Annotated in this window: 21 protein-coding genes and 1 pseudogene; 14 read left to right on the top strand and 8 right to left on the bottom strand. The window is 66.7% G+C overall.

The genetic code is table 11. From position 1 onward, the window contains the following. Positions 1-44 precede the first annotated feature (44 nt). The gene (locus tag KGM94_RS09570; protein WP_300257451.1) at positions 45-1,007 is read right to left on the bottom strand and encodes a sensor histidine kinase; all 963 of its coding nucleotides are present in this window, start codon (positions 1,005-1,007) and stop codon (positions 45-47) included. Positions 1,008-1,177: 170 nt separating this feature from the next. On the opposite strand from KGM94_RS09570, the gene KGM94_RS09575 reads away from it, so the two are divergent. Then, positions 1,178-2,020, top strand: coding sequence for a glucose 1-dehydrogenase (locus KGM94_RS09575; protein WP_300257454.1), 843 nt, complete (start codon positions 1,178-1,180; stop codon positions 2,018-2,020). 169 nt (positions 2,021-2,189) lie between these two features. Here KGM94_RS09575 and KGM94_RS09580 read toward each other — a convergent pair whose 3' ends face one another. Continuing rightward, the gene (locus KGM94_RS09580; protein ID WP_300257457.1) at positions 2,190-3,566 is read right to left on the bottom strand and encodes a cytochrome P450; all 1,377 of its coding nucleotides are present in this window, start codon (positions 3,564-3,566) and stop codon (positions 2,190-2,192) included. 432 nt (positions 3,567-3,998) lie between these two features. Here KGM94_RS09580 and KGM94_RS09585 point away from each other — a divergent pair, with 432 nt between their 5' ends. Then, on the top strand, positions 3,999-5,165 hold the full coding sequence (locus KGM94_RS09585; protein WP_300257461.1) for a PHB depolymerase family esterase: 1,167 nt from the start codon (positions 3,999-4,001) through the stop codon (positions 5,163-5,165). Positions 5,166-5,180: 15 nt separating this feature from the next. Here the strand turns inward: KGM94_RS09585 and KGM94_RS09590 are convergent, their stop codons facing one another. After that, positions 5,181-5,849, bottom strand: a complete 669-nt coding sequence (locus tag KGM94_RS09590) for an MBL fold metallo-hydrolase (RefSeq protein ID WP_300257464.1) — start codon at positions 5,847-5,849, stop codon at positions 5,181-5,183. Positions 5,850-5,929: 80 nt separating this feature from the next. On the opposite strand from KGM94_RS09590, the gene KGM94_RS09595 reads away from it, so the two are divergent. Further along, positions 5,930-6,418: an MmcB family DNA repair protein gene (locus KGM94_RS09595; protein ID WP_300257469.1), complete on the top strand. Its 489-nt coding sequence runs from the start codon at positions 5,930-5,932 to the stop codon at positions 6,416-6,418. A 46-nt stretch (positions 6,419-6,464) separates the two neighbouring features. Here KGM94_RS09595 and KGM94_RS09600 read toward each other — a convergent pair whose 3' ends face one another. Next, positions 6,465-7,019 carry an ActR/PrrA/RegA family redox response regulator transcription factor gene (locus KGM94_RS09600; protein ID WP_300257474.1) on the bottom strand — a complete coding sequence of 185 codons (555 nt, stop codon included), beginning with the start codon at positions 7,017-7,019 and terminating at the stop codon, positions 6,465-6,467. A gap of 103 nt (positions 7,020-7,122) precedes the next feature. Continuing rightward, entirely contained in the window at positions 7,123-8,454 is a 1,332-nt protein-coding gene (locus tag KGM94_RS09605; protein WP_300257478.1) for an ActS/PrrB/RegB family redox-sensitive histidine kinase, read from the bottom strand. A 131-nt stretch (positions 8,455-8,585) separates the two neighbouring features. Here KGM94_RS09605 and KGM94_RS09610 point away from each other — a divergent pair, with 131 nt between their 5' ends. From KGM94_RS09610 to KGM94_RS09625, 4 genes are all read left to right on the top strand, one after another. Next, entirely contained in the window at positions 8,586-9,377 is a 792-nt protein-coding gene (locus KGM94_RS09610) for an ABC transporter ATP-binding protein (protein WP_300257481.1), read from the top strand. Further along, complete coding sequence (locus tag KGM94_RS09615) at positions 9,374-10,192, top strand: ABC transporter permease (protein ID WP_300257484.1); 819 nt, start codon at positions 9,374-9,376, stop codon at positions 10,190-10,192. Before KGM94_RS09610 ends, KGM94_RS09615 begins: the two co-directional genes overlap by 4 nt. Before the next feature lie 122 nt (positions 10,193-10,314). Beyond that, the gene (phaZ, locus tag KGM94_RS09620; protein WP_300257487.1) at positions 10,315-11,640 is read left to right on the top strand and encodes a polyhydroxyalkanoate depolymerase; all 1,326 of its coding nucleotides are present in this window, start codon (positions 10,315-10,317) and stop codon (positions 11,638-11,640) included. A gap of 207 nt (positions 11,641-11,847) precedes the next feature. Beyond that, positions 11,848-12,687 (top strand): SprT family zinc-dependent metalloprotease, encoded by an 840-nt coding sequence (locus KGM94_RS09625; RefSeq protein WP_300257490.1) that lies wholly within the window; start codon positions 11,848-11,850, stop codon positions 12,685-12,687. Between the two features lie 147 nt (positions 12,688-12,834). Here the strand turns inward: KGM94_RS09625 and KGM94_RS09630 are convergent, their stop codons facing one another. Continuing rightward, complete coding sequence (locus KGM94_RS09630) at positions 12,835-15,036, bottom strand: transglycosylase domain-containing protein (protein WP_300257493.1); 2,202 nt, start codon at positions 15,034-15,036, stop codon at positions 12,835-12,837. A gap of 163 nt (positions 15,037-15,199) precedes the next feature. On the opposite strand from KGM94_RS09630, the gene KGM94_RS09635 reads away from it, so the two are divergent. Further along, positions 15,200-15,625: a DUF1330 domain-containing protein gene (locus tag KGM94_RS09635; RefSeq protein WP_300257496.1), complete on the top strand. Its 426-nt coding sequence runs from the start codon at positions 15,200-15,202 to the stop codon at positions 15,623-15,625. Positions 15,626-15,667: 42 nt separating this feature from the next. Next, positions 15,668-16,228: a methylated-DNA--[protein]-cysteine S-methyltransferase gene (locus KGM94_RS09640; protein WP_300257515.1), complete on the top strand. Its 561-nt coding sequence runs from the start codon at positions 15,668-15,670 to the stop codon at positions 16,226-16,228. Here KGM94_RS09640 and KGM94_RS09645 read toward each other — a convergent pair. Further along, the gene (locus KGM94_RS09645) at positions 16,191-18,980 is read right to left on the bottom strand and encodes a [protein-PII] uridylyltransferase (protein WP_300257499.1); all 2,790 of its coding nucleotides are present in this window, start codon (positions 18,978-18,980) and stop codon (positions 16,191-16,193) included. The genes KGM94_RS09640 and KGM94_RS09645 overlap by 38 nt on opposite strands. A 200-nt stretch (positions 18,981-19,180) precedes the next feature. On the opposite strand from KGM94_RS09645, the gene KGM94_RS09650 reads away from it, so the two are divergent. From KGM94_RS09650 to KGM94_RS09670, 5 genes are all read left to right on the top strand, one after another. After that, a complete protein-coding gene (locus KGM94_RS09650; protein WP_300257504.1) occupies positions 19,181-20,155 on the top strand; it encodes an aliphatic sulfonate ABC transporter substrate-binding protein in 975 nt (324 codons plus the stop codon). A gap of 77 nt (positions 20,156-20,232) precedes the next feature. Continuing rightward, complete coding sequence (locus KGM94_RS09655) at positions 20,233-21,087, top strand: ABC transporter permease (protein WP_300257517.1); 855 nt, start codon at positions 20,233-20,235, stop codon at positions 21,085-21,087. A gap of 3 nt (positions 21,088-21,090) precedes the next feature. After that, positions 21,091-21,876 (top strand): ABC transporter ATP-binding protein, encoded by a 786-nt coding sequence (locus KGM94_RS09660; protein ID WP_300257507.1) that lies wholly within the window; start codon positions 21,091-21,093, stop codon positions 21,874-21,876. Between the two features lie 56 nt (positions 21,877-21,932). Continuing rightward, positions 21,933-22,442, top strand: coding sequence for an OsmC family protein (locus KGM94_RS09665; protein WP_300257510.1), 510 nt, complete (start codon positions 21,933-21,935; stop codon positions 22,440-22,442). Positions 22,443-22,594: 152 nt separating this feature from the next. Then, complete coding sequence (locus KGM94_RS09670; RefSeq protein WP_300257513.1) at positions 22,595-23,392, top strand: hypothetical protein; 798 nt, start codon at positions 22,595-22,597, stop codon at positions 23,390-23,392. Between the two features lie 134 nt (positions 23,393-23,526). Here KGM94_RS09670 and KGM94_RS09675 read toward each other — a convergent pair. Next, positions 23,527-24,153: pseudogene (locus KGM94_RS09675) on the bottom strand (DNA mismatch repair protein MutS); the annotation flags it as partial.

Here is a 24,153-nt window from a genome sequence, read left to right on the forward strand (position 1 = left end):
CCTGGCGAGCCGCGCGATCCCGCTTTCGCCTGCCGGCAGAGGCGTCAGCTCGGGGGGATCCGGCACTGCATGATGCAATGTACGCCGGTCTTCAGGTAGGAGATTTCGGTCTTGCCGTCGAAGGCCGAAAGCGCCGATTTCAACAGCTTGGTGCCGAAGCCGGGCGGCGAGACGTTCTCGACATTCGGGCCTTCGGTCTCGTCCCAGGTGACGGTGAGACGATCCTCGGTGACCGTCCACGACACCTGCAGCAGGCCGCGCGGGGCGGAGAATGCGCCGTACTTGCTCGCATTGGTCGCGAGCTCGTGGAACATCAGCGACAGCGTCACCGCGAGCTTGGCCGGCAGGAACAGCGGCTCGCCGTTCAGGGTGAAGCGGACGTGGCCATAGGGGCCGAGCTCGGAGATGAGGAGGTCGCGGATGTCGCAGCCGGAATTGTCGACGCGCGCGATCAGATCGTCGGTCGCCGCCAGCGAACGCAGCCGCGGATCGATGCGGGCCCACACCTGCGGTTGGTCGTGGAGCACCTGGTGCAGCACGGCGTGCACGGTCGACAGCTTGTTCTTCAGCCGGTGCTGCAGCTCGTTGACCAGGAGCTTGCGATATTCCTCCTCCTCGATCAGGCGCTTCGAAACGCGCCGCTGCGCGATCAGCAGGCTCCGGTAGTGCTCGACGCCCCAGATGGTGAGCGCGCTGACTGCCCAGTACAGCACCAGCAGAACGAATCGCGCGCGGTCGGCGTGGGCATCGCCGAAATTGACGGCGACGCCGAGCACGCCGCCGACCAGCGCGGTCACCACCCCGATTCGCAGGCCGCCGAACGCGGCGGCGAAGAACACGGCCGGAAAATACGGCGTGAAGAAGATGTCGGGCCGCACCTGGGCGAGGCCCCAGCGGACCAGCGTCGCGCACGCCAGGCACACCGCGGCAAAGGCGACGCTCATGGCCAGCGGCGGTTGGGAGACGCCGTACCAGCCCCGTCGAAACTCGTCGATCAACCTCGCCATGCGCTGTCTGCGATCACCGGAGCCGACCTGCCGCCGGAGACGTTACGCATTCCGCCTGCGCAAGCATAGCTTGCCTTGCCGTCGGCAGGCGGGAATAGTGGCCGCCGGAACGGCGGCGCCGGCCGGTGCCCGTCAATCGGGCTCAAATCATTCAAGAACGGGAACATGCCATGGGACGGCTTGACGGCAAGGTAGCGGTGATCACCGGCGCGACGAGCGGAATCGGATTGCGGACCGCGGAAGTCTTCGTCGCCGAAGGTGCCAAAATTGTGATCGCGGGACGACGTCGACCGGAAGGCGAAGCGCTGGCGAGGCAGCTCGGGCCCGCCTGCATCTTCCGCCAGACCGACGTGACGATCGAAGAGCAGATGCGCGCGCTGATCTCGCTGGCGGTCGAGAAATTCGGCAGGATCGACTGCCTGTTCAACAATGCCGGCGGCCCGGCGCAGACCGGCGGCATCGAGGGGCTCGAGGTCGATCGCTTCGACGCTGCGATGGCGACGCTGGTGCGCAGCGTGATGCTCGGCATGAAGCATGCCGCGCCCCACATGAAGAAGCAGGGCTTTGGCAGCATCATCAACAATGGCAGCATCGCCGGTCGCCTCGCTGGTTTCTCCTCCTCGATGGTCTACAGCGCGGCGAAGGCGGCCGTCATCCATCTCACCAGATGCGTGGCGATGGAGCTCGGCGAGTCCAACATCCGCGTCAATTCGATCTCGCCGGGCGCGATCGCGACCGGCATTTTCGGCAAGGCGCTGGGACTGTCGACCGAAGCCGCCGAGAAGACCCCGGCGGTGATGCGCGAGGTCTACAAGGCCGCGCAGCCGATCCCGCGCGCCGGCCTGCCCGACGACATCGCGCACGCCGCGGTATTCCTCGCCAGCGACGAATCGAGCTTCGTCAACGGCCACGATCTCGTCGTCGACGGCGCCATGACCGGCGGCCGCAACTGGAGCCAGCAGCAGCAGGGCTACGTCGCCTTGCGCAAGGCGTTCGACCAGGGCGCGGGGTAGGGGGCACTCATGCCCCGGACGCAGGAGCCGTAGGGCGGGCAAAGGCGCGTCAGCGCCGTGCCCACCAATCGAGCCTCAGTCTTGCTAGAAAGTGGTGGGCACGCTCGGCTTCGCCCACCCTACGAAGGCTGGATTGCTTCGCTTCGCTCGCAATGACGAGGCGAGGCCATCACGCCGCCTTCACCGTCACTCGCAGCCCGTCGCGCGGCTTCGGGATCGGCCATACCTGCCAGCTCGGCTGGTAGCCCGGCGGCAGCGACACCTCGAGGTTCTGCAGGAAGTGCCGCATGAAGCATTTCGTCTGCATGTAGGCGAAGTGCAGTCCGAGGCACATATGCGCGCCGCCGCCGAACGGCACCCAGGCGAAGCGGTGCCGGTTGCGCTGCGCCTCCTCGGTGAAGCGCAAGGGATCGAAGCGGTCGGGATCCGGCCAGATGTCCTTCATGTGGTGCGTGAACATCGGATTGACGCCGACCATGGTGCCGGCGGGAATGTCGTATCCCATGAAGCTGAAATCGCGCACGGCGCGACGCGGCATCGACGGCACCGGCGGCCTGATCCGCAGCGCCTCCTTGAACGCCATCTCCGACAGCGGCATCGCGTCGAGCTTCTCGAACGCGGTCGGCTCGCCCGGCGCGAGCCCGAGCGACGAGGCTTCCTCGCGCAGCTTCTGCTGCCATTCGGGGTTGGCCGCGAGCGCGGCGACGAGCGAGGTCAGCGACGAGGTGAGCGTGTCATGGGCCGCCATCATCAGGAAGCTCATGTGGTCGATGACGTCCTGCTCGGACAACAGCGCGCCCTGCTCGTCGGTGGCGTGGCACAATTGCGAGAACAGATCGTCGCCGCCGGCCCTGGCGCGGCGGATCGGGATCTGCTCCCTGAAATAGGCGACGATGCGCTTGCGGCCCTTCACGCCGCGCGCCATCTGGGTGCCGGGGATCGGCACGCGGATCGCCGCCACCGCCGCAGCCACCATGTCGACGAAGGCGCGGTTGATCTCGTCGACCTCCGGTCCGATGTCGGCGCCGAGGAAGGAGGCGGCGGCGAGGTCGAGGGTGAGCTGCTTCATCGCCGGATAGACCAGCATCTCGCCGGGCCGCGCCTTCCACTGCGCGATGCGCGCCGCGATTCCCTTGTCGAGTTCGGTGAAATAGGAGCGCATCGGTCCGGACTTGAAGGCGACCGAGAGCGCCTGCCGGTGCTCGCGATGCTCGTCGAAGTCGCGCAGCATCAGTCCGCGTGGAAACAACAGGCCGAGGATGCGGCCCCAGCCGTGCTCGGAGGAAAACTGCCTTGCGCGGTCGAACATCACGAGCTCGTTGGCCTCGGGTCCGAGCAGCACGATGCTGGTCTCGCCGAACAGATGGCTGCGGTAGACGAGGCCGTATTTCGCCGCGTTGGCCTCGATGTGGCCCTTGGGGTCGGCGAGCACCTCGAGCGTCTTGCCGATGAACGGCCAGCCCTCGTCGCCGGGGATGTGCGTCAGCGTATTGCGCTTCGGCGGCGTCCAGCCGATCGCGGGGGAGGCCACACTCTGCATCGACATGGCGATTGCTCCGGTCTCGTATTGCGGGAGGCCGCGGTCGCCCGCGGCGCGCGTCAGGCCGTCATCGCCAGAATAGCACGAAACGGACGCGGCGGGCGGTGGCGATTCCGCGACATGCAGCGCGCGCCCGCGCTTCGCGCTCTATTCGTCCCTTCCGTTTTGTCGCCTCCAGTTCGTGCGACGCCGCCGTCAAATGGTATGTGCGCTGCGTTTCGCGTCTCGCTCGCGCCGTTTGTCGCCTCGATCATGATTTCCGTCGCATTCCTGACATGGAAGTGCCGTGGGTATGCATCAGGTTGAGGCAATGCGGCGCAATGCGGGCCTATTCTCGCGGAGAATCTGTGGGGATCGGCCGCGCGCATACTTTTTAATTTGCACTGCAGCAACTATCTGCTTTGGGTGACGTTGGAAGTCGCCCGCCGGGAGCTGTCGGTGTCGTTAGCCAGGAATGTCGATCTGTTGAGGCGCCTGCCAGGGCTGGAGGGCCTGCGTCTTGCCGAACGGGGTCGCAGCGGGGGTTTGCGCAGCCCCCTCGCGGAGGTCACGGGCTTCGGCGCCAATCCCGGGAACTTGCGCATGTTCGCCTACGTGCCCGCGCAACTGCAGCAGCCGCGCGCGCTGGTCGTGGTCTTGCATGGCTGCGGCCAGACCGCGGCCGGCTACGATCTCGGCGCGGGATGGTCGACGCTGGCGAAGCACTATGGCTTCGCGCTGGCGATGCCGCAGCAGCGCCGCCGCAACAACGCCAACACCTGTTTCAACTGGTTCAATCCGGACGACATCGCGCGCGACGGCGGCGAGGTCGGCTCGATCCGCGAGATGGTCGCCCACATGGTCGCCCATCATGACATCGATGCGCAAAGAATCTTCGTCACCGGCCTCTCCGCCGGCGGCGCGATGACGATGGCGCTGCTCGCGACCTGCCCGGAGCTGTTCGCGGCCGGCGCCGTCATCGCCGGCCTGCCGTTCGGCGTCGCCACCAATCTGCGCCAGGCGCTGGACGGCATGTTTCATTCGCCCGAGCGGCCCGCGCGCGAGCTCGGCGATCTCGTGCGCAAGGCGACGGCGCATCGCGGCTCCTGGCCGAAGCTTTCGGTGTGGCACGGCAGCGCGGACCGCACGGTCAATCCTGGCAATGCCGACGAGATCGTCAAGCAATGGCTCGATCTGCACGAGCTGCCGCAGGCGCCGATGGCGGAGACCGTGGTCGACGGCCATCCGCGCCAGAGCTGGTGGAATGCGGACGGCGACACCATCGTCGAGTCCTACACCATCACCGACATGGCGCACGGCACGCCGCTCGGCATCGCCGACAACGAGCAGCGCTACGGCAAGGAGGGCGCCTTCCTGATCGAGGCGGGCATCTCGTCCTCCTACCACATCGCAAAATTCTTCGGGCTGACCGCGTGGATCCGCGCCGCCGCCTCGCCGCCGCCGCTTCCGGCGCCCGCGCCGCATCTCGCGCGGTCGATACGTGCGGCCGTGCTCGAGCAGCCGGCGGAGCCGAAGCTGAAGCCGAAGCGCAAAAAGCGCCGCAGCTTCGACATCGGCGCCGCCATCACGCGCGCGCTGACGGCCGCGGGCCTGATGAAATCGTAGCTTGCGGAGGTTGCCCTACAGCTCGCCGGTGATGAACGGATTGGTCATCCGCTCCTGGCCGATGCTCGAGCCCGCGCCGTGGCCGCAGATGAAGCCGACGTCGTCGCCGAGCGGCAGCAGTTTCGTCACGATCGAGTTGATCAGGGTCGCATGGCTGCCGCCGGGAAGATCGGTGCGTCCGACCGAGCCCGCGAACAGGACGTCGCCGACATGGGCGAAGCGCAGCTCCCTGTTGAAGAACACCACGCTGCCCGGCGAATGGCCGGGGCAATGCAGGATGTCGAAGGAAAGATCGCCGATCGCCACGGTGTCGCCGTCCTGAAGCCAGCGGTCGGGCGCGAAATCGCGCACGCCGCTCATGCCGAAGCGCGCGCCGCTGTCGACGACGTTGTCGAGCAGGAACTTGTCGGCGATGTGCGGTCCCTCGATCGGCACCTTCAGCGCCTCGCGCAATTCGTCGGCGCCGCCGACGTGATCGATGTGGCCGTGGGTCAGCCAGATCTTCTCCACGCTCACGCCGGTCTGGGCGATCGCGTCCAGAATCTTCGGCACGTCGCCGCCGGGATCGATCACCACCGCCTTCTTGCTCGGCTCGTTCCAGATGATGGTGCAGTTCTGCTCGAACAGCGTCACGGGAACGATGATCGCGCCCGCCTTCGCCTGGGTCTCGGTTTGCTCTGTCATGGCCTCACAATGCCGATTTTTGACGGACCGCCAAGCAAAAGATTGGGCCGAGGCCTGCGGAATCGGCTAGGCTGGCCGGCATGGACAACACCGCCCGCCACATCGCCCTCGTGCCACCGGACGGACGTCAGTCGGAGACAGCGCTCGCAGTCGCGCGCGGCACGGCACGGCTGTTGCGCTCGCTCGGCTTCACCTGCATCAGCGAGTTGCCGCTGCCCTCGGGCCGCCGCGCCGATCTGGTGGCGCTCAACGAGCGCGGCGAGATCTGGATCGTCGAGATCAAGTCGTCGGTGGAAGATTTGCGCGCCGACCAGAAGTGGCACGAGTACCGCGCCCATTGCGACCGGCTGTTCTTCGCCTTCACGCAGGACCTGCCTTGCGAGATCTTTCCGCAAGAGACCGGCCTGATCATCGCCGACGCCTATGGCGCGCATCTGCATTGCGAGGCGCCCGAGCACAGGCTGCAGGCCGCGACGCGCAAGCAGATGACGCTGCGCTTCGCCATGGCGGCGGCGCTGCGCATCAACCGCCTGGTCGATCCGCAGGGGCATGCGGAGTTCTGGGAGTAAATCTCGTAGCCCGGATTTCGCTGCGCTCCATCCGGGCTACGTCGGACTACCGCGGCGCGCGCTTGGCCAAGATGCGCTGCAGGGTGCGGCGATGCATGTTGAGGCGGCGCGCGGTCTCGGAGACGTTGCGGTTGCACATCTCGTAGATGCGCTGGATGTGCTCCCAGCGCACGCGGTCGGCCGACATCGGATTCTGCGGCAGTTCGGATTTCTCCGTGCCGGTCGAGAGCAGCGCCGCGACGACGTCGTCGGCATCGGCGGGTTTCGAGAGATAGTCGATCGCGCCCATCTTCACCGCGGTCACGGCGGTGGCGATGTTGCCGTAGCCGGTCAGCACGATCGCGCGGGCGTCGGGCCGCTTCTTCTTCAGCGCCGAGACCACGTCGAGCCCGTTGCCGTCGCCGAGCCGCAGATCCACGACCGCGAAGGCCGGCGCGGCCTTGCCGATCTGGGCGAGACCGTCGGAGACGGTATCGCAGGAGGTCACCGTGAAGCCGCGCGTCTCCATCGCGCGCGACAGCCGTTCGAGAAACGGCTTGTCGTCCTCCACGATGAGAAGCGAGCGATCGATCTGTTCGTTCAGTTCGGCGATGGCGTTCAAGGGCTCGTCCTCTGTCCAACGCTGCAACATATGGCGCTGCAATGCGGCGCTGCCAAGACCGTACAAAGTCGGTCGTTCATGCGGTGCGACGCAACGTCGCGGTCTATCCCGTTGTTTCGTCGAGCGGTTCGCTCGCCTCGAGACTCCGGCGTGGCCAGGCGATCTGCACCACGGCGCCGTGCTCGGGGAAGGTCCGGTTGGCAAACGACACTTTTGCGCCGGTCCGCTCCAGCAGCGTACGTGCGATGAAGATGCCGAGCCCGAGGCCGCTGCGCTCGCCGCCGTCGCCGCCGCTCTCGCTTTGGGGACGGCGGCGCGACAGATAGGGCTCGCCGATCCGGTGCAGCAGGTCGGGCGGGATGCCGGGCCCGTCATCGGAGATCACGATCTCGACCGTGTCCCCGTTCCACCAGGCGTTGACCTCCACCGCGGAGTGGGCGAAATCGACGGCGTTTTCCAGGATGTTGCCGAGGCCATAGAGGATGGCCGGGTTGCGCGAGCCGACCGGCTCCGCGGCCGCCGCGACCGCGATCCTCACCTTGATGTCGATGCCGAAATCGCGGTGCGGCGCTACGGCCTCCTCGATCAGCTCGGACAGTTTCATGCGATCGAACGGCGCGCCGGTCGAGGAAAGCTGCGTGATCTTGCCGAGGATGTCCCGGCAGCGCTGCGCCTGTTCGCGCAGCGTCTTGACGTCGGCGGCGAGCGGGCCGTCCTTCACCGTCCTTTCCAGCTCGCGCGAGATCAGGAAGATGGTCGAGAGCGGTGTGCCGAGCTCATGGGCGGCGGCCGCTGCCAGCCCGTCGAGCTGGGTCAGGTGCTGCTCGCGCGTCAGCACCAGCTCGGTCGCCGCGAGCGCGTTGGCGAGCTTGCGCGCCTCCTCCGTCACCTGGAAGGAGTAGAGGCTGGTGACGCCGATCGCGAGCACGATCGAGAGCCAGACGCCGACCAGGTAGATCGGCGGCAGCACCAGCGGATCGTCCGCATCCCAGGGCAGCGGCAGGTGGAAGAAGAACAGGACCGAGGCGCAGGCGACCGCCAGCAGGCCGAGGGCGAAGGTCAGCCGGACCGGCAGCGCGGTGGCGGAGATCAGGACCGGCGCCAGGAACAGGAAGGAGAACGGGTTCTGCAATCCGCCGGTGAAGACCAGCAGTCCCGCCAGTTCCAGGATGTTGAGCGCCAGCAGCGCGGCGGCATGAAGTGGCTCCAGCCGCCGCATCGGATTGACCGCCGTCTGCAGCGCCAGATTGAGTGCCGCCGACAGGGCGATGATGCTGATGCAGGGAATGATCGGAACGTCGAATTCCAGTCCCTGCGCCACGATGAAGATGGCGGCGAGCTGGCCGAGCACCGCGAGCCAGCGCAGCCGCAGGATGGTGTCCAGGCGGACATGTCGCTGCGGATGGCGAAACTCGGAAACGGCAACGTCGATCATGTCAAGCCAATCTAGCGGTGCGGCGGTCCGATCACAAACGCGGGGGCTTGCCCGGTCGCATCGGGCGCGACCCTTCACGACCCGTCACCACGCTTGCGCTCGCCGCCGCAATGGCAGAAGAACGGCCCAGCATGACCGAGAATGACGCAGCTTCAAGCCGGCCGACTGTCGCGGATCGCCCGCCCGCGGCGATCGAGGTCGAGCACCTCGTCAAGGTCTACAAGGAGACCCGCGCGGTCGACGGCATCTCCTTCTCGATTGCCCGCGGCAGCATCACGGGGCTGCTCGGCGGCAACGGCGCCGGCAAGACCACCACGATCGCGATGATCATGGGCCTGGTGCTGCCGACCTCGGGCCGGGTGCGGGTGCTCGGTCACGGGATGCCGGAGGACAGCGCCGCGGTGCTCGGGCGGATGAATTTCGAGAGCCCCTATGTCGACATGCCGATGCGGCTCACGGTGCGGCAGAACCTCACCATCTTCGGCAAGCTCTACGCCGTGACCAATCTGCGCGAACGCATCGCCGCGCTCGCGGACGATCTCGACCTCAACGATTTCCTCGACCGTGCCAACGGCAAGCTGTCCGCGGGGCAGAAGACCCGCGTCGCGCTCGCCAAGGCGCTGATCAACCAGCCGGAGCTCCTGCTGCTGGACGAGCCGACCGCGTCGCTCGATCCCGACACCGCCGACTGGGTCCGGGCGCATCTGGAGAGCTATCGCAGGCAGAACCAGGCGACCATCCTGCTCGCCTCGCACAACATGCTGGAGGTCGAGCGGCTCTGCGACCGCGTCATCATCATGAAGCGCGGGCGGATCGAGGACGACGGCACGCCCGATGCCATCATGGCCCGCTACAACCGCTCGACGCTCGAGGAGGTGTTTCTCGACGTGGCGCGCGGCCGGGTGCAGGAAACCTTGCGATGAGCGAGATTTCCCTCCACCGCGGCATCTCCATGCATCGCATCGGCGCGATGATCCTGCGCTACTGGTACCTGCTGCTGTCGTCCTGGCCGCGGCTGCTCGAGCTCGTGTACTGGCCGGCGCTGCAGATCATCACCTGGGGCTTTCTGCAGCTCTATATCGCAGAGAATGCCGGCTTCTTCGCGCGCGCCGGCGGCACGCTGATCGGCGCCGTCATCCTCTGGGACATCCTGTTCCGCGGCCAGCTCGGCTTCTCCATCTCGTTCCTGGAGGAGATGTGGGCGCGCAACCTCGGCAACCTCATGATGAGCCCGCTCAAGCCGATCGAGTTCCTGCTGGCGCTGATGAGCATGAGCCTGATCCGGCTCGCGATCGGCGTGATCCCGATGACGCTGCTCGCGCTGTTCCTGTTTCACTTCAATTTCTATAGCCTCGGCCTGCCGCTGATCGCCTTCTTCTGTAATCTGATCTTCACGAGCTGGTCGGTCGGCATCTTCGTCTCCGGCCTCGTGCTGCGGAACGGCCTCGGCGCCGAGAGCATCGTCTGGACGCTGATGTTCGCGGTGATGCCGCTCGCCTGCATCTACTATCCCGTCAGCGTGCTGCCGGTCTGGCTGCAGCATGTCGCCTGGGCCTTGCCGCCGACCTACGTGTTCGAAGGCATGCGGGCGCTCCTGATCGAGGACGCGTTCCGGGCCGACCTGATGCTGGATGCGCTGGTCATCAACGCCGTTCTGCTGCTGGCATCCTTCGGGGCATTTCTCGCCCTTTTGCGCAGTGCCAAAAAGAACGGGGCGCTGCTGTCCGGCGGCGAGTAGCGTCACTTTCCCGTGGATTTTCGCGCGTTTCGGCCGATTCTTGGCAGTAGATGTACGGGATGGTGCATTGACGCAATATTACGCATTCGGCAGTATGCTGCGATGCAAGAGGATGAACGATAATGCCCATTGGTGAGTTTGGCGGCGCACCGCCCTTAGTGGCCGAAGGCAGTCCGGTACTAACCACGCCGATGTACTGGATGTACGAGATGGCGCATGCCGCGCTCAATCCGGCGCGCGCCGTCACCGACGCCACCAAGATCCTGTTCCAGAATCCTCTAAATCCCTGGTCGCACACCGATATGGGCAAGTCGCTCGCCGCGGCGTGCGAACTGTTCGAGCGCACCACGCGCCGCTACGGCAAGCCGGAATGGGGCCTCGACGACACCGAGGTCAGCGGCATCCGCGTGCCCGTCGAGGTCCGCTCGGTCTGGGAAAAGCCGTTTTGCCGGCTGCTCTATTTCGATCGCAAGTTCACCCGTCCGCTGCGCAGCCCGCAGCCGCGCGTGCTGGTCGTCGCGCCGATGTCGGGCCACTACGCCACGCTGCTGCGCGGCACGGTGGAAGCCTTGTTGCCGGCGCATGAGGTCTACATCACCGACTGGGCCGACGCCCGCATGGTGCCGCTGAGCGAAGGCCGCTTCGATCTCGACGACTACATCGACTACGTGATCGAGATGCTGCAGGTGCTGGGCGGCAACACCCATGTCATGGCGGTGTGCCAGCCCTCCGTGCCGGTGGTCGCCGCCGTCTCGGTCATGGAAACCCGGCGCGATCCCTTCGTGCCGATCTCGATGACGCTGATGGGCGGCCCGATCGACACCCGCCGCAATCCGACCGCGGTGAACAAGCTCGCGGAACAGCGCGGCATCGACTGGTTCCGCAACCACGTCATCACCAAGGTGCCGTTCCCGCATCCCGGCATGATGCGCGACGTCTATCCGGGCTTCCTGCAGCTCAATGGTTTCATCAGCATGAACCTCGACCGGCACATGGATGCCCACAAGCAGCTGTTTGCCAATCTGGTGAAGGGCGACGGCGACCTCGTCGACAAGCATCGCGACTTCTACGACGAGTATCTCGCGGTAATGGACCTCACCGCGGAGTATTATCTGCAGACGGTCGAGACCGTGTTCGTCCGCCATGCGCTGCCCAAGGGCGAGATGACCCATCGCGGGATTCTGGTGCAGCCGTCCAAGATCACGCGCGTCGCGTTGATGACCGTGGAAGGCGAGAACGACGACATTTCCGGCCTCGGCCAGACCGAAGCCACGCACACCCTGTGCAGTTCGATCCCCGAGCATCGCCGCGTGCATTACGTGCAGCTGGGCGTCGGACATTACGGCGTGTTCAATGGCTCGCGCTTCAAGTCGGAAATCTTGCCGCGCATCCACGATTTCATGATCTCGGCGGCGAATCCCAAATCGATGCGCGCGGCGGCCGAATAGGCGGCGTATTTCGGCGATTCCGTCGAAAACCGGTTGGTCGGAAAGGCGCCAGGCCGAACCAGATTCGCGGTAATTAGGTAGCCTTCTAGGAGTGAGTCGACCCTCACCCCTTGGGGAGGCCGCATGCGCCGGAGGCAGGCCAAAATTTCAGGTTCCAACCCCAGTCTGTAGGGCCTTGCGGCCACCCAACCCCTGTATATTGGGCAAATGATTTGTTTTTGCGCCGAGCGCTTCCCGTGGCGGCGGTTATGGCAGAATCCGGGCGAGCTTCTCCTCCCCGGACTGACAGAAATGGCCACTCGCGCGCTCCTCTATCGGCGGCCTCACGAACCCTCGACTCTCCTGATCAGACATGGGTCGCAATATTTTGCGATCCGGCTGCGGCGGCACCGCCGCGCGCGTCGCTACACGCTCAGAATTCATCCGAGCGATCGCGAAGCCATCCTCACCATGCCGCCGCGCGGCACGCTTGCGGAAGCAAAGGACTTCGCGCAACGCCATGGCGGCTGGATCGCGGCGCGTCTTGGTCGCCTGCCGAAGGCCGCGCCATTCCAGTCGGGCACCGTGATACCGCTGCGCGGTGTGCCGCATCGGATCGTGCATCGCGCCGGCGAGCGCGGCACGGTGTGGACGGAGGTGCGCGATTCCGGCGAACGCATCCTCTGCGTCGCCGGCGGTCTCGATCATATCGACCGCCGCGTCCACGACTATCTCAAGCGCGAGGCGCGCCGCGATCTGCAGCGTGCGGCGCAGACCTATGCCGCCGAGCTCGGCGTGCGCGTCAAGCGGCTGTCGATCCGCGATCAATCCAGCCGCTGGGGCTCCTGCACCTCGGCGGGCTCGCTGTCGTTTTCCTGGCGCCTGATCTTCGCGCCGCCGTTCGTGCTCGACTATATCGCCGCCCACGAAGTCGCCCATCTCGTCGAGATGAACCACTCGGCCCGCTTCTGGCGCGTGGTCGCAAAGGTCTGTCCGTCGGTCGAGCGCGCCAAGAAATGGCTCGACACCTACGGCAACGACCTGCACCGCTACGGGATCGAGGAGTAGGCCTTCGGGCGGCCCGGCCCCTGATTTGCCGACGTGTCAAGTGGCGGGTTGGCGGCGCGGCCCACTGTGCATGGGGTTGAACCCGATATTTTGTCGGACGGGTCCAAACCCCTCTGGCCCGACCCGATCCCGCCAGCGCCCTGGCCGCTACCTGTGTCCGCCGAACAGGCGGTCCATCAGCCAGCCATCGAGCCCCGCGGCTGGCTCCGGCCGCACGTTGGCGCGCGTCGGTGCCGGGCGAGCGCCGCCATTGGCGGTGGCGGGCGGGGTCGGCGCCGTCACTTGCGAGGCCGCCTGCATCAGATTCGACGGTCCCCAGCCGGCTTGCGCGTTCGGCAGGTTCGCTACCGGCACGCCCTCGTGCGCCGTGCGCATGAAGCGGGTCCAGACCTCCACCGGCAGTCCGCCGCCGGTCGCCTTCCTGGTCGGGGAGTTGTCGTCATTGCCGAGCCAGACGCCGGTGACGAGGTTCGCCGTGTAGCCGATGAACCAGGCATCGCGGAAATCCTGGCTGGTGCCGGTCTTGCCGGCCGCCGTCCAGCCCGGGATATCCGCCTTCTTTGCGGTGCCGGAGACCAGCGTCTCCCGCATCATCGTGTTCATCATCGCGACATAGCGCGGTTCGATCACCCGGTTGCGATCCTCAGGCTGGCGCATGTAGAGCAGCTTGCCCTCCAGCGTCTTGATCCGCGTCACCACGTGCGGCGACACCGCGAGCCCGCCATTGGCGAACGGCGCATAGGCGCCGACCAGCTCGATCACGGAGACCTCGGAGGTGCCGAGCGCGATCGAGGCGTTGGGCTCGAGCTTGGAGGCGATGCCGAGCCGGTGGGCGGTGCGCACCACGTTCTTCGGCCCGACCTCGAGCCCGAGCCGCACCGCGACCGTGTTGAGCGACATCGCCAGCGCCTGCGTCAGCGTCACCGCGCCGAAATATTCGTGGGTGTAGTTCTCCGGCCGCCAGCCCTTGATCTCGATCGGCGCGTCCTGGCGGACCGTGTCGGGCGTCAGTCCGGCTTCGAGCGCAGTGAGATAGACGAACGGCTTGAACGCCGAGCCGGGCTGGCGCCTCGCGGTTACCGCGCGGTTGTACTGGCTCTCGGCATAGTTCCGGCCGCCGACCATGGCGCGCACCGCGCCGTCGGGCGTCATCGCCACCAGTGCGCCCTGGCTGACGTTGAACTTCACGCTTTTCGCCGCGAGTTCGTCGATGATGGCGGCTTCCGCCACGCTCTGCAGCTTCGGATCGATGGTGGTCTCGACCGTGATGCTCTGGTCGATCTGGCCGACCAGATCGTCGAGCACCTCGCCGATCCAGTCGGCGACGTAGTTGACGGTGCCGGCGCCGGCCGGTTTCACGTTGATCGCGGGATGGCCGATCGAGGCCTGCGCCTGCGCATCGGTGATGAATTTCGCATCCGCCATCGCGGCCAGCACGATCTGGGCGCGCTGCTCGGCGCCTTCCGGGTTGCGGTTCGGCGCAAGGCGCGAGGGCGACTTGACGAGCCCAGCCAGCATCGCGGCCTCCGCCAGCGTGACGTTCCTCGCCGACTTGCCGAAATAGCGCTGCGCCGCCGCCTCGACGCCATAGGCGCCGGAGCCGAAATAGACGCGGTTGAGATAGAGCTCGAGGATCTCGTTCTTGGAATGCTTGCGCTCGAGCCACAGCGCGAGCTCGACTTCCTGCAGCTTGCGCTGCAGCGTGCGCTCCTGGGTCAGGAACAGGTTCTTCGCAAGCTGCTGCGTCAGCGTCGAACCGCCCTGCGAGACGCCGCGATGCAGGACGTTGGCGATCGCCGCACGCGCGATGCCGACGGGATCGATGCCGAAATGCGAATAGAAGCGGCGATCCTCGATGGCGATGAAGGCCTTCGGCAGATAGGGCGGCAGGTCCTTCAGCGCCACATTGGCGCCGGCCATCTCGCCGCGCTGCGCCAGCACGCTGCCGTCGACGCCGACGATCTGGATGGTCGGCGGCCGCTTCGGGATCTCCAGCGACTGGATTGGCGGCAGGTGGGCCCCGACCCAGACGACCACTCCGACCGCGGCGATCATACCCCACAGGCCGAGCACCGCGCCCCAATAGACCAGCCGGCCGACGTGGAGACGCACGCGCGATTTCGAGCGGCGCTTGGCGCCGCTGCGGCTGGCCGGTGCCTTGCGCTCGCGCGGCGGCTCGTCGTCGCCATCCTCGCTTCGGCGCTTCGGCTGCGACTTCGCGGATTTCTTCGGCTTGTCCTCGGCGTTGGGGATGCGGTCCGCAGCCGTCAGGCGCAAATCGGCCAGCGCTGCGGGCAGGCCGAATAGCGGCTCCTTGCGCCCGCGGCTCTTTTTTCGTCCCCACGCCATACGCTACGCCCGGTCAGCCCGCCCCGCCGCACGCTAGCGGGGGCGGTTTAAGGCCCGGTTACCCAAAGCTTAACGCGGGATTAGGAGGTGCGGCGGCTGTGCGCGGTTCCCTGTCATTCGCTGCGAGGCTAGGATCACGGCCATCAGGCAAGAGGAACCTCGCATGGGCCATATCGATCCGACCAAGGACGTTTTTGCGCAATTTCGGAACAACGACCGCCCCGGCCCGATTCACATGCTGAACCTGGTCCGCCTGCGCACGGAGGCCGTCTATCCGGACGGCCGCAAGGCCAGCGGCGCGGAGGCCTATGCGGCCTATGGGCGCGAGAGCGGGCCGGTGTTCGAACGGCTCGGTGGCCGCATCGTCTGGCAGGGCAGGTTCGAACTGATGCTGATCGGCCCGCAGGAGGAGCGCTGGGACCATTGCTTCATCGCCGAGTATCCGAGCGTTGCCGCCTTCGTCGAGATGATCCGCGACCCCGTCTACCGCGAGGCCGTGAAGCACCGTCAGGCGGCGGTGGAAGATTCCCGCCTGATCCGCCACGCCGTGCTGCCGGTCGGCAAGAATTTTGGCGAGGTGCCGGGATAGCTTGAAATGGAAGTCGGGCGATCCGCCGACATCGGGATGACGATGACGATTTCGACACGGAATGCTGACACCTTCGGTCTCGACCGCCTGACGACGCCGATCGGAACCGCGCTGCTCGTCACCGATGCCGACGGTCTGCTGCGCGCGCTCGACTGGGAGGACTATGAGCATCGGATGCGCGAGCTGCTGCGACTGCATTACGGAACCGTCACGCTGCGTGTATCGCGCGCGCCGGCAGCGATGAAGTCGGCGCTGGCGGCCTATTTCGACGGCGATCTCGGTCGGCTCGCGTCGATCGACTGGCGCGTCGCCGGTACGCCGTTTCAACGAAAGGTCTGGACCGCGCTCGCAAAGATTCCCGTGGGCACGACGATGAGCTATGGCGCGCTGGCGGCCAGGCTCGGTGCGCCGAAGGCCATGCGTGCGGTCGGCCACGCCAATGGCAGCAACCCGATCAGCGTCGTCGTGCCCTGCCACCGCCTGATCGGCGCGGACGGATCGCTGGTGAAATATGGCGGGGGGCTGGAGCGCAAGCGCTGGCTGCTCGCGCATGAAGGGGTGGAGCTCACGCCGCCGGCTGGATCGCCTTCTCGCTCGCCATGACGTGGATCAGCGCGCTCTTGATCGCGGCCTGCCGGGTCGGGGCGTTGATCTGCGCGCCGAGCAGGTCGGTGACGTAGAACACGTCGCGCGCCCGCTCGCCGAAGGTCGCGACATGGGCGGAGGCGATGTTGAGGTTGAGCTTGGAGATCGCGGTGGTCAGCTCGTAGAGCAGGCCCGTCCGGTCGAGGCCCGAGACCTCGATCACGGTGTAGCGATCGGACCACTGGTTGTTGATCATGACCTCCGGCTCGATCACGAACGGCTTGGCCTTGCTGCGCACGGTGCGGCGCGCCACCACTTCGGGCAGGCGCAGCTTGCCCTCCAGCACGTCCTCGATCATCTCGCCGATCCGTGTGGCGCGGCGGCCCTCGTCCTCGTCGCGGTCGTACTCCCTGGAGATCGAGATGGTGTCGAGCGCGCGGCCGTCGGTCGTGGTGTAGATCTGGGCGTCGACGATGTTGGCGCCGGCCGAGGCGCAGGCGCCCGCGATGATCGAGAGCAGCCAGGGATGGTCGGCGGCGAAGATCGTCAGCTCGGTGACGCCGCGCACCTCGTCGAAGCCGACGTTGATCGCGAGCTTGTGGCCGGCTTGTTCGCTCGCTCGGACGAAACGCGCGTGGCGAATCTTGCGCGGCAACTCGACCTTGAGCCAGTACGCCGGATAGTGCCGCGCGACATAGGCCTCGAGCTCCTCCTTCGGCCATTCGGCGAAGGCGGCGCGGAACTCGCCCTGCGCGGCGGCAAGCCTCTTGCCGCGGTCGACCTCGGAGAAGCCGCCGGTCAGGACCGGCTCGGTCTCGTAGTACAGCGAGCGCAGGAGCTGCGCCTTCCAGCCGTTCCACACGCCGGGGCCGACGCCGCGGATGTCGGCGGTGGTCAGGATCGTGAGGAGCTTCATCTGCTCGACCGACTGCACCACGGCGGCGAAATTCTCGATGGTCTTGCGGTCGGAGAGGTCGCGCGACTGCGCGACGGTCGACATGGTGAGATGCTCGTCGATCAGCCAGGCCACGAGCTCGGTGTCGGCGGGGCTGAAGCCGAGCCGCGGGCAGAGCCGCCGCGCCACCTTGGCGCCCGCGACGGAATGATCCTCCGGTCGGCCCTTGGCGATGTCGTGCAACAGCGTCGCGACGTAGATCACGCGGCGGTGCTCGGGCCGGATCTTGCGCATCAGGTCGCTTGCAAACGCGAACTCCTCGACGCCGCCGCGCTCGATGTCCTGCAGGAAGCCGATGCAGCGCAAGAGATGCTCGTCCACCGTGTAGTGATGATACATGTTGAACTGCATCATCGACACGATCTTGCCGAAGGCGCGGATGAAATGGCCGAGCACGCCGGTCTCGTTCATCCGCCGCAGCACGGTCTCGGCGTCGTTGGAGGTCAGGATCTCCATCAACAGCCGGTTGGCTTCGGGATTCTCGCGCATCTGCGCGTTGATCAGGGCGAGCGAGCGCGTCACGGTGCGCATCGCGTCCGGATGGAAGGCGAGGTTGTTCTTCTGCGCCAGGCGGAAGATGCGGATCAAATTGACCGGATCGTGCTTGAAGACGTCGGGCGCTGCGAGGTTGATGCGGTTGTTGTCGATGATGAAGTCGTCGCTGTCGGGCACCCGCCGCTTGACCGTGCTCGGCCGCAGCCGTGCCATCACCCGGCTCAAGACCGGCGCGGGCTTGGCCTGCTGGTCCTCGAGCTTGGCGCACAGGATGGCGGTGAGGTTGCCGACTTCCTTGGCGACCAGGAAGTAGTGCTTCATGAAGCGCTCGACGTCCTGCATGCCGGGATGGCTGGTGTAGCCGAGGCGGAGCGCGATCTCGCGCTGCAGGTCGAAGGACAGCCGTTCCTCGGCGCGGTTGCAGAAGAAGTGCAGATTGCAGCGCACCGACCAGAGGAAGTCGGCGCAGCGGCGGAAGGTGCGGTATTCCTGCGCGTCGAACACGCCGCGCTGGACCAACTCGTCGGTGTCGCGCACGCGATAGACGTATTTGGCGATCCAGAACAGCGTGTGCAGGTCGCGCAGGCCGCCCTTGCCGTCCTTGACGTTCGGCTCGACCAGGTAGCGCGACTGTCCGGCGCGGCGATGCCGCTCCTCGCGTTCGGCGAGTTTCGCGGTGACGAATTCGGCGGCGGTGCCCTGGATCACCTCCTTGTCGAAGCGTGCGACCAGCTCGTCATAGAGCGGCTTGTCGCCGGTGAGGAAGCGCGTCTCCAGGATCGCGGTGCGGATGGTCATGTCGCCGCGCGCCTGGCGGATGCACTCGTCCACCGAGCGCGTGGCGTGGCCGACCTTCAGCCCCATGTCCCACAGGCAGTAGAGGATGGCCTCCGCCACCTGCTCGCCCCAGGCGGTCTGCTTGTAGGGCAGGATGAACAGGAGGTCGATGTCGGATTCCGGCGCCATCAGGCCGCGGCCGTAGCCGCCGGTTGCCACCACGGCCATTCGCTCGGCGCCGGTCGGGATCGGCGAGCGGTAGAGATGCTCCGTCGCGGCCGAGAACAGGATGCGGATGATCTCGTCCTGCACGAAGCAGAGTCGCTCGGCGCAACGGCGGCCGTGGCGGTCCTTGAGCAGGATCGCTTGCGCCTTGGCGCGGGCCGCGATCAGCTCGGCCTTGAGCAATTGCGCGATCGCGGAGCGGAACGCGTCCTCGCGCCCCTCGTGCTTCGCGGCGAGCGCAACCACCGCGGCGGTGATCCGCGCGCCGTCGAAGCGGTCATCGACGTCTGGCTTCTGTTCGGTCACGACGCTGTCCATGGGTCTACCGGATATAAGAGGCGAGAAGCCCTGTCACCCGGCATTCTCCGGCAATCCGCGCTGGCAATAGTCGTTCCATGCTGGGAAAGGTGCGTTCGGGGCAAAACCGTTCTCGGACGCGCGTCTTCGGGATACGGATTTTCTCGTTGACCTCGATCTCTAACTCATTGAAAAGAAATGAAATTATAGAGGAGGGCGGCATGGTCGAGTTTTCACGCAGGTATCTCGTGGCGGGCATCGCGGGCGCGATGCTTTGGCCGGCCGCGGCGGTGGCCGCCGAGCCGCTGAAGGACATCCGCATCGACTGGGCGACCTACAATCCGGTGTCGATGGTCCTGAAGCAGAAGGGGCTCCTGGAGAAGGAATTCGCCAGGGACGGCATCAACGTCGTCTGGGTGCAGTCGGCCGGCTCCAACAAGGCGCTCGAATTCCTCAACGCCGGCTCGATCGATTTCGGCTCGACCGCGGGCTCGGCCGCGCTCGTCGCCAAGATCAACGGCAACCCGATCAAGTCGATCTACGTCTATTCGCGTCCCGAATGGACGGCGCTGGTGACCACGAAGGACTCCAGGATCGCGAGCGTCGCCGATCTCAAGGGCAAGCGCGTCGCGGTGACGCGCGGCACCGACCCGCACATCTTCCTGGTGCGCGCGCTGCTCGGCGCCGGTCTGTCCGAAAAGGACATCACGCCGGTGCTGCTGCAGCACGCCGACGGCAAGACCGCGCTGATCCGCGGCGACGTCGACGCCTGGGCCGGCCTCGATCCGATGATGGCACAGGCCGAGGTCGAGGACGGCGCGAAGCTGTTCTACCGCAAGGCCGATGCCAACACCTGGGGCATCCTCAATGTGCGCGAGCAGTTCCTGAAGGACCATCCGGACATTGTTCGCCGCGTGCTCGCGGTGTACGAGGACGCGCGCAAATACTCGCTCGCCAATTATGACGAGCTGAAGAGGACCTTCATCGGCGTGACCAAGTTGCCCGATGCGGTCGTCGACAAACAGCTCAAGGAACGCACCGAACTGACCCACAGCCGCATCGGCGCGCCGCAGCGCGAGTCGATCCTCGCGGCCGGCCTCGCCCTGCAGCAGGCGGGCGTCGTCGACGCCAAGGTCGACGTCAAGGCGACGCTGGACGCGCTGATCGACGACCAGATCCCGCTGCCGACGAATTGAGAATCCATCCGACCTGCACGACTTCTCCTCCGGGAGGCCGTCCTTGCAATCCCGCGTGAGAAGCGCTTGCTATGGCCATGAGCGTCGAACTGCCAGCATTGGAACAGATCGCGGAGCAAGTGACCGCCGCACCGCGCGGCACGGCGGTCACGCGCCTGTCGCGCCATGCCTGGCCCATGCTGGGCCTCGTGCTGCCGGTCGGGCTCGCGCTCGGCTGGGAGCTTGCGGTCTGGCTCGGCCTCTCCAGCGGGCGTCTGGTGCCGCCGCCCTCGCGCGTCATCGTCACGATCCTGGAGCTCGCTCGCAGCGGCGAGCTGACCCGGCATGTCGTGGCGACGCTGTCGCGGGTCGGGCTCGGCTTTGCGCTCGGCGTGGTCGCCGGCACCTTGCTCGGCGCCGTCTCCGGCTACTGGTCGCTGGCGCGCCGGCTGCTCGATCCGACCGTGCAGGCGCTGCGCGCGATCCCGTCGATTGCCTGGGTGCCGCTGTTTATCCTCTGGCTCGGCATTTTCGAGACCTCGAAGGTCGCGCTGATCGCGGTCGGCGTGTTCTTCCCGGTCTATCTCGGCGTGATGGGTGCGATCCTCTCGGTCGACCGCAAGATCGTCGAGGTCGGCCGTATCTTCCGTCTCTCGGGGCCGGCGATGATCCGCCGCATCCTGCTGCCTGCCGTGCTGCCGGCCTACGTCGTGTCTCTGCGCGTCGGTCTGGGTTTGGGGTGGATGTTCGTCGTCGCCGCCGAATTCATGGGGGCGTCCGAAGGCCTCGGCTATCTCCTGATCGACGGCCAGCAGCTCGGCAAGCCCGCGCAGATCGTGGCCGCGATCGTGATCTTCGCGATCCTCGGCAAGACCACCGACTGGCTGATCGAGATCGCCACCGCGCCGCTGCTGCGCTGGCAGGACGCCTTCGGGCACGAGCGCGGGGCTTAGGCGATGCTGGCGCTCGAGCGGGTCGGCAAGACCTATCCCAACGGCGTGGAGGCGCTGGCGCGGTTCTCGTCCGAGATCGCCGAGGGCGAGATCGTCGCCATCATCGGCGGCTCCGGCTGCGGCAAGTCCACGTTGCTGCGGGCCATCGCCGGCCTCGATCGCGCCTCGACGGGCACGGTGACGCTCGACGACGAGGCGATCGCGGCCCCGCACGCCAAGATCGGCATCATCTTCCAGGAGCCGCGGCTGCTGCCCTGGCTCAGCGTCGCCGACAATATCGGCTTCGGCCTCGCCGACCTGCCGGCCGAACAGCGGCGCCATAAGATTGCGCAGGCGCTTGCCCGCGTCGGGCTTGCCGACAAGGCCGCGGCGTGGCCGCGCGAACTCTCCGGCGGGCAGGCGCAGCGGGTCGCGATCGCGCGTGCGCTGGTGCCGCAGCCGGAAGTGCTGCTGCTCGACGAGCCGTTCTCGGCGCTCGATGCCTTCACCCGCCGCGACCTGCAGGATCATCTGCTCGACCTCTGGGCCGACACGCGGCCGACCTTGATTCTGGTCACCCACGACGTCGACGAGGCCGTGGTGCTGGCTGATCGCGTCCTTGTGATGCGTCCGCGGCCCGGCCGGCTGTTCGACCAGATCGAGATCAACCTGGCGCGCCCGCGCGACCGCAATTCGCCGCTGTTCGAGACTTTCAAGCGCAGCGTGCTCGCCTCGCTCGACCGCTCGCTCGATCGCAGCGTGCCGGACCGCGAGGCGGCGCTCGGCCCGGGGCAGGCGATGTGGTGGTGACAATCCGCCCTCGAGCCGGTACATCGGCAGGCGGATTTCATCCGGGAGAGAACAAAATGGACGCGGCCCAACTCCGCCAGATGCAGGCCCCGATCAAGGAGCGCTACAAGAGCGATCCCAAGGCGGCGATGATCACCCTCAAAGCCAAGAGCTCCACCGACAGCGACGGCATTTCCTGCAAGGTCGAGACCGGCCGCGCCATCGCGATGGCTGGCCTCCATCCCGGCACCGGCGGCTCCGGGCTCGAGCTCTGCTCCGGCGACATGCTGCTGGAGGCGCTGGTCGCCTGCGCCGGCGTCACGCTGAAATCGGTCGCAACCGCGATCGAGGTGCCGCTCAGGACCGGCAACGTCTATGCGGAGGGCGATCTCGATTTCCGCGGCACGCTCGGCATCGACAAGGAGGCGCCGGTCGGCTTCGCCGAGATCCGCCTGCGCTTCGAGGTCGACACCGACGCGCCGCAGGACAAGCTCGACCTGCTGTTGAAGCTGACCGAGCGTTATTGCGTGGTCTATCAGACCATCAAGAACGGCCCGAAGGTGTCGGTCGAGATGCGGAGGATGTAGCAACGATGCCGGTGTCGTCCTGGCAAAAAGCCAGGACCCATAACCCCAGGGTGTAGTTGTGGCGCGAGATAGCGGCCAAGCCGCCTGACCAATAGCGGCCTGTGGTTATGGTCCCGGGTCGCGCCTCGCTTGCCCGGGACGACGAAAAACAAATGCCCCCCGAGCTCGTCTTCCTCCTCATCCTCATCCTGCGCATGGCGATCACTGCGGCGTTCGTGGTGACGGCGTCGATCATCACCGAGCGCTCGGGGCCGGTGATCGGCGCGCTGGTTGCGACCCTGCCGATCTCGGCTGGCCCGTCCTACGTCTTCCTCGCGCTCGACCACGACGCCGCGTTCGTCGCGCAGGGCGCGCTGGCGAGCCTGCCGGTCAACGCGGCGACCATCATTCTTGGGCTGACCTATGTCGTGCTGGCGCAGCGCAGCAATCTCGTGATCAGCCTCGGGGCGGCCGTGCTGGTCTGGATCGGGCTCGCCTCGATCATCCGGGCGCTCGACTGGACGCTTTCGGCAGGACTCATCGTGAACGCGGTGGCGTTCGGCATCTGCATTCCGCTGCTCTCGCGCTACCGCCACGTGAAGATGCCGCTGGTCACGCGACGCTGGTACGATGTGCCGCTGCGCGCCTCGCTGGTCGCGACTCTCGTCGCGATCGTGGTCTCGACCTCGGGCTGGGTCGGGCCCACGATCAGCGGCATCATCGCGCTCTATCCGATCGTCTTCACCAGCATGATGCTGATCCTGCACCCGCGCATCGGCGGCCCGCCGACGGCGGCCGTGATCGCCAATGCCGCCTGGGGTCTGCTCGGCTTCGGCGTGGCGGTCGCCGTGCTGCATGTCGCGGTAACGCAGTTCGGCTCGGCGACGGGCTTGAGCCTGGCGCTCGCGACTTGCGTCGGCTGGAACCTGACGCTGTGGTGGCTGGGGCGACGGAAGCGGCTGACGCATTGAGACGCCGCCTTTGCGAGGAGCCAACGGGTCCGCGCGAAGCGCGGCCCGATGACAGGCTCCGCGACGAAGCAATCCAGACTGTCTCCGCGGAGGGACTCTGGATTGCTTCGCTTCGCTCGTAATGACGAGCTTGGCTACTGCTTCGGCAGCTTCGCCTTCAGCGCGTACAGCGCCTCCAGCGCCTCGCGCGGGCTCATCTCGTCCGGATGCAGCGCCTTCACCGCTTCCACCAGCAGTTCGGCTTCGCTCGGCGGAGCGGCATCCGCGGCGGCGCGCGAGGGCACCGCGAACAGCGGCAGGTCGTCGACCAGCGCACGCGCGGTCTGGCCGCGGTCCTGCGCCTCCAGCTTCGCCAGCACGGATTTCGCCCGCGCGATCACCGCCGGCGGCAGGCCGGCGAGTTTTGCGACCTGGATGCCGTAGGAGCGGTCGGCGGAGCCCGGCAGCACCTCGTGCAGGAACACGACGTTACCCTGCCACTCCTTCACCCGCACAGTGGCGTTGAACATGCGCGGCAGTCTTGCCGAGAGCGCGGTGAGTTCATGATAGTGGGTGGCGAACAGCGTGCGGCAGCGGTTGCTCTCATGCAGATGCTCGATCGCGGCCCAGGCGATCGAGAGGCCGTCGAAGGTCGCGGTGCCCCGGCCGATCTCGTCGAGGATGACGAGCGAGCGCTCGCCGGCCTGGTTGAGGATCGCCGCCGTTTCGACCATCTCCACCATGAAGGTGGAGCGGCCGCGCGCGAGATCGTCGGCGGCGCC

The organism is Bradyrhizobium sp. (assembly GCF_028868675.1).
GTDB lineage: Bacteria > Pseudomonadota > Alphaproteobacteria > Rhizobiales > Xanthobacteraceae > Bradyrhizobium.

Excerpts from the sequence above, each read along its gene's own strand:
- KGM94_RS09645 (WP_300257499.1), bottom strand. The coding sequence starts at position 18,980 with ATGGACAGCGTCGTGACCGAACAGAAGCCAGACGTCGATGACCGCTTC.
- KGM94_RS09625 (WP_300257490.1), top strand. The coding sequence starts at position 11,848 with ATGATTTGTTTTTGCGCCGAGCGCTTCCCGTGGCGGCGGTTATGGCAG.
- KGM94_RS09650 (WP_300257504.1), top strand. The coding sequence starts at position 19,181 with ATGGTCGAGTTTTCACGCAGGTATCTCGTGGCGGGCATCGCGGGCGCG.
- KGM94_RS09655 (WP_300257517.1), top strand. The coding sequence starts at position 20,233 with ATGAGCGTCGAACTGCCAGCATTGGAACAGATCGCGGAGCAAGTGACC.
- KGM94_RS09640 (WP_300257515.1), top strand. The coding sequence starts at position 15,668 with ATGACGATTTCGACACGGAATGCTGACACCTTCGGTCTCGACCGCCTG.
- phaZ (WP_300257487.1), top strand. The coding sequence starts at position 10,315 with ATGCCCATTGGTGAGTTTGGCGGCGCACCGCCCTTAGTGGCCGAAGGC.
- KGM94_RS09595 (WP_300257469.1), top strand. The coding sequence starts at position 5,930 with ATGGACAACACCGCCCGCCACATCGCCCTCGTGCCACCGGACGGACGT.
- KGM94_RS09580 (WP_300257457.1), bottom strand. The coding sequence starts at position 3,566 with ATGTCGATGCAGAGTGTGGCCTCCCCCGCGATCGGCTGGACGCCGCCG.
- KGM94_RS09660 (WP_300257507.1), top strand. The coding sequence starts at position 21,091 with ATGCTGGCGCTCGAGCGGGTCGGCAAGACCTATCCCAACGGCGTGGAG.
- KGM94_RS09575 (WP_300257454.1), top strand. The coding sequence starts at position 1,178 with ATGGGACGGCTTGACGGCAAGGTAGCGGTGATCACCGGCGCGACGAGC.
- KGM94_RS09610 (WP_300257481.1), top strand. The coding sequence starts at position 8,586 with ATGACCGAGAATGACGCAGCTTCAAGCCGGCCGACTGTCGCGGATCGC.
- KGM94_RS09590 (WP_300257464.1), bottom strand. The coding sequence starts at position 5,849 with ATGACAGAGCAAACCGAGACCCAGGCGAAGGCGGGCGCGATCATCGTT.
- KGM94_RS09605 (WP_300257478.1), bottom strand. The coding sequence starts at position 8,454 with ATGATCGACGTTGCCGTTTCCGAGTTTCGCCATCCGCAGCGACATGTC.
- KGM94_RS09665 (WP_300257510.1), top strand. The coding sequence starts at position 21,933 with ATGGACGCGGCCCAACTCCGCCAGATGCAGGCCCCGATCAAGGAGCGC.
- KGM94_RS09570 (WP_300257451.1), bottom strand. The coding sequence starts at position 1,007 with ATGGCGAGGTTGATCGACGAGTTTCGACGGGGCTGGTACGGCGTCTCC.
- KGM94_RS09635 (WP_300257496.1), top strand. The coding sequence starts at position 15,200 with ATGGGCCATATCGATCCGACCAAGGACGTTTTTGCGCAATTTCGGAAC.
- KGM94_RS09670 (WP_300257513.1), top strand. The coding sequence starts at position 22,595 with ATGCCCCCCGAGCTCGTCTTCCTCCTCATCCTCATCCTGCGCATGGCG.
- KGM94_RS09630 (WP_300257493.1), bottom strand. The coding sequence starts at position 15,036 with ATGGCGTGGGGACGAAAAAAGAGCCGCGGGCGCAAGGAGCCGCTATTC.
- KGM94_RS09615 (WP_300257484.1), top strand. The coding sequence starts at position 9,374 with ATGAGCGAGATTTCCCTCCACCGCGGCATCTCCATGCATCGCATCGGC.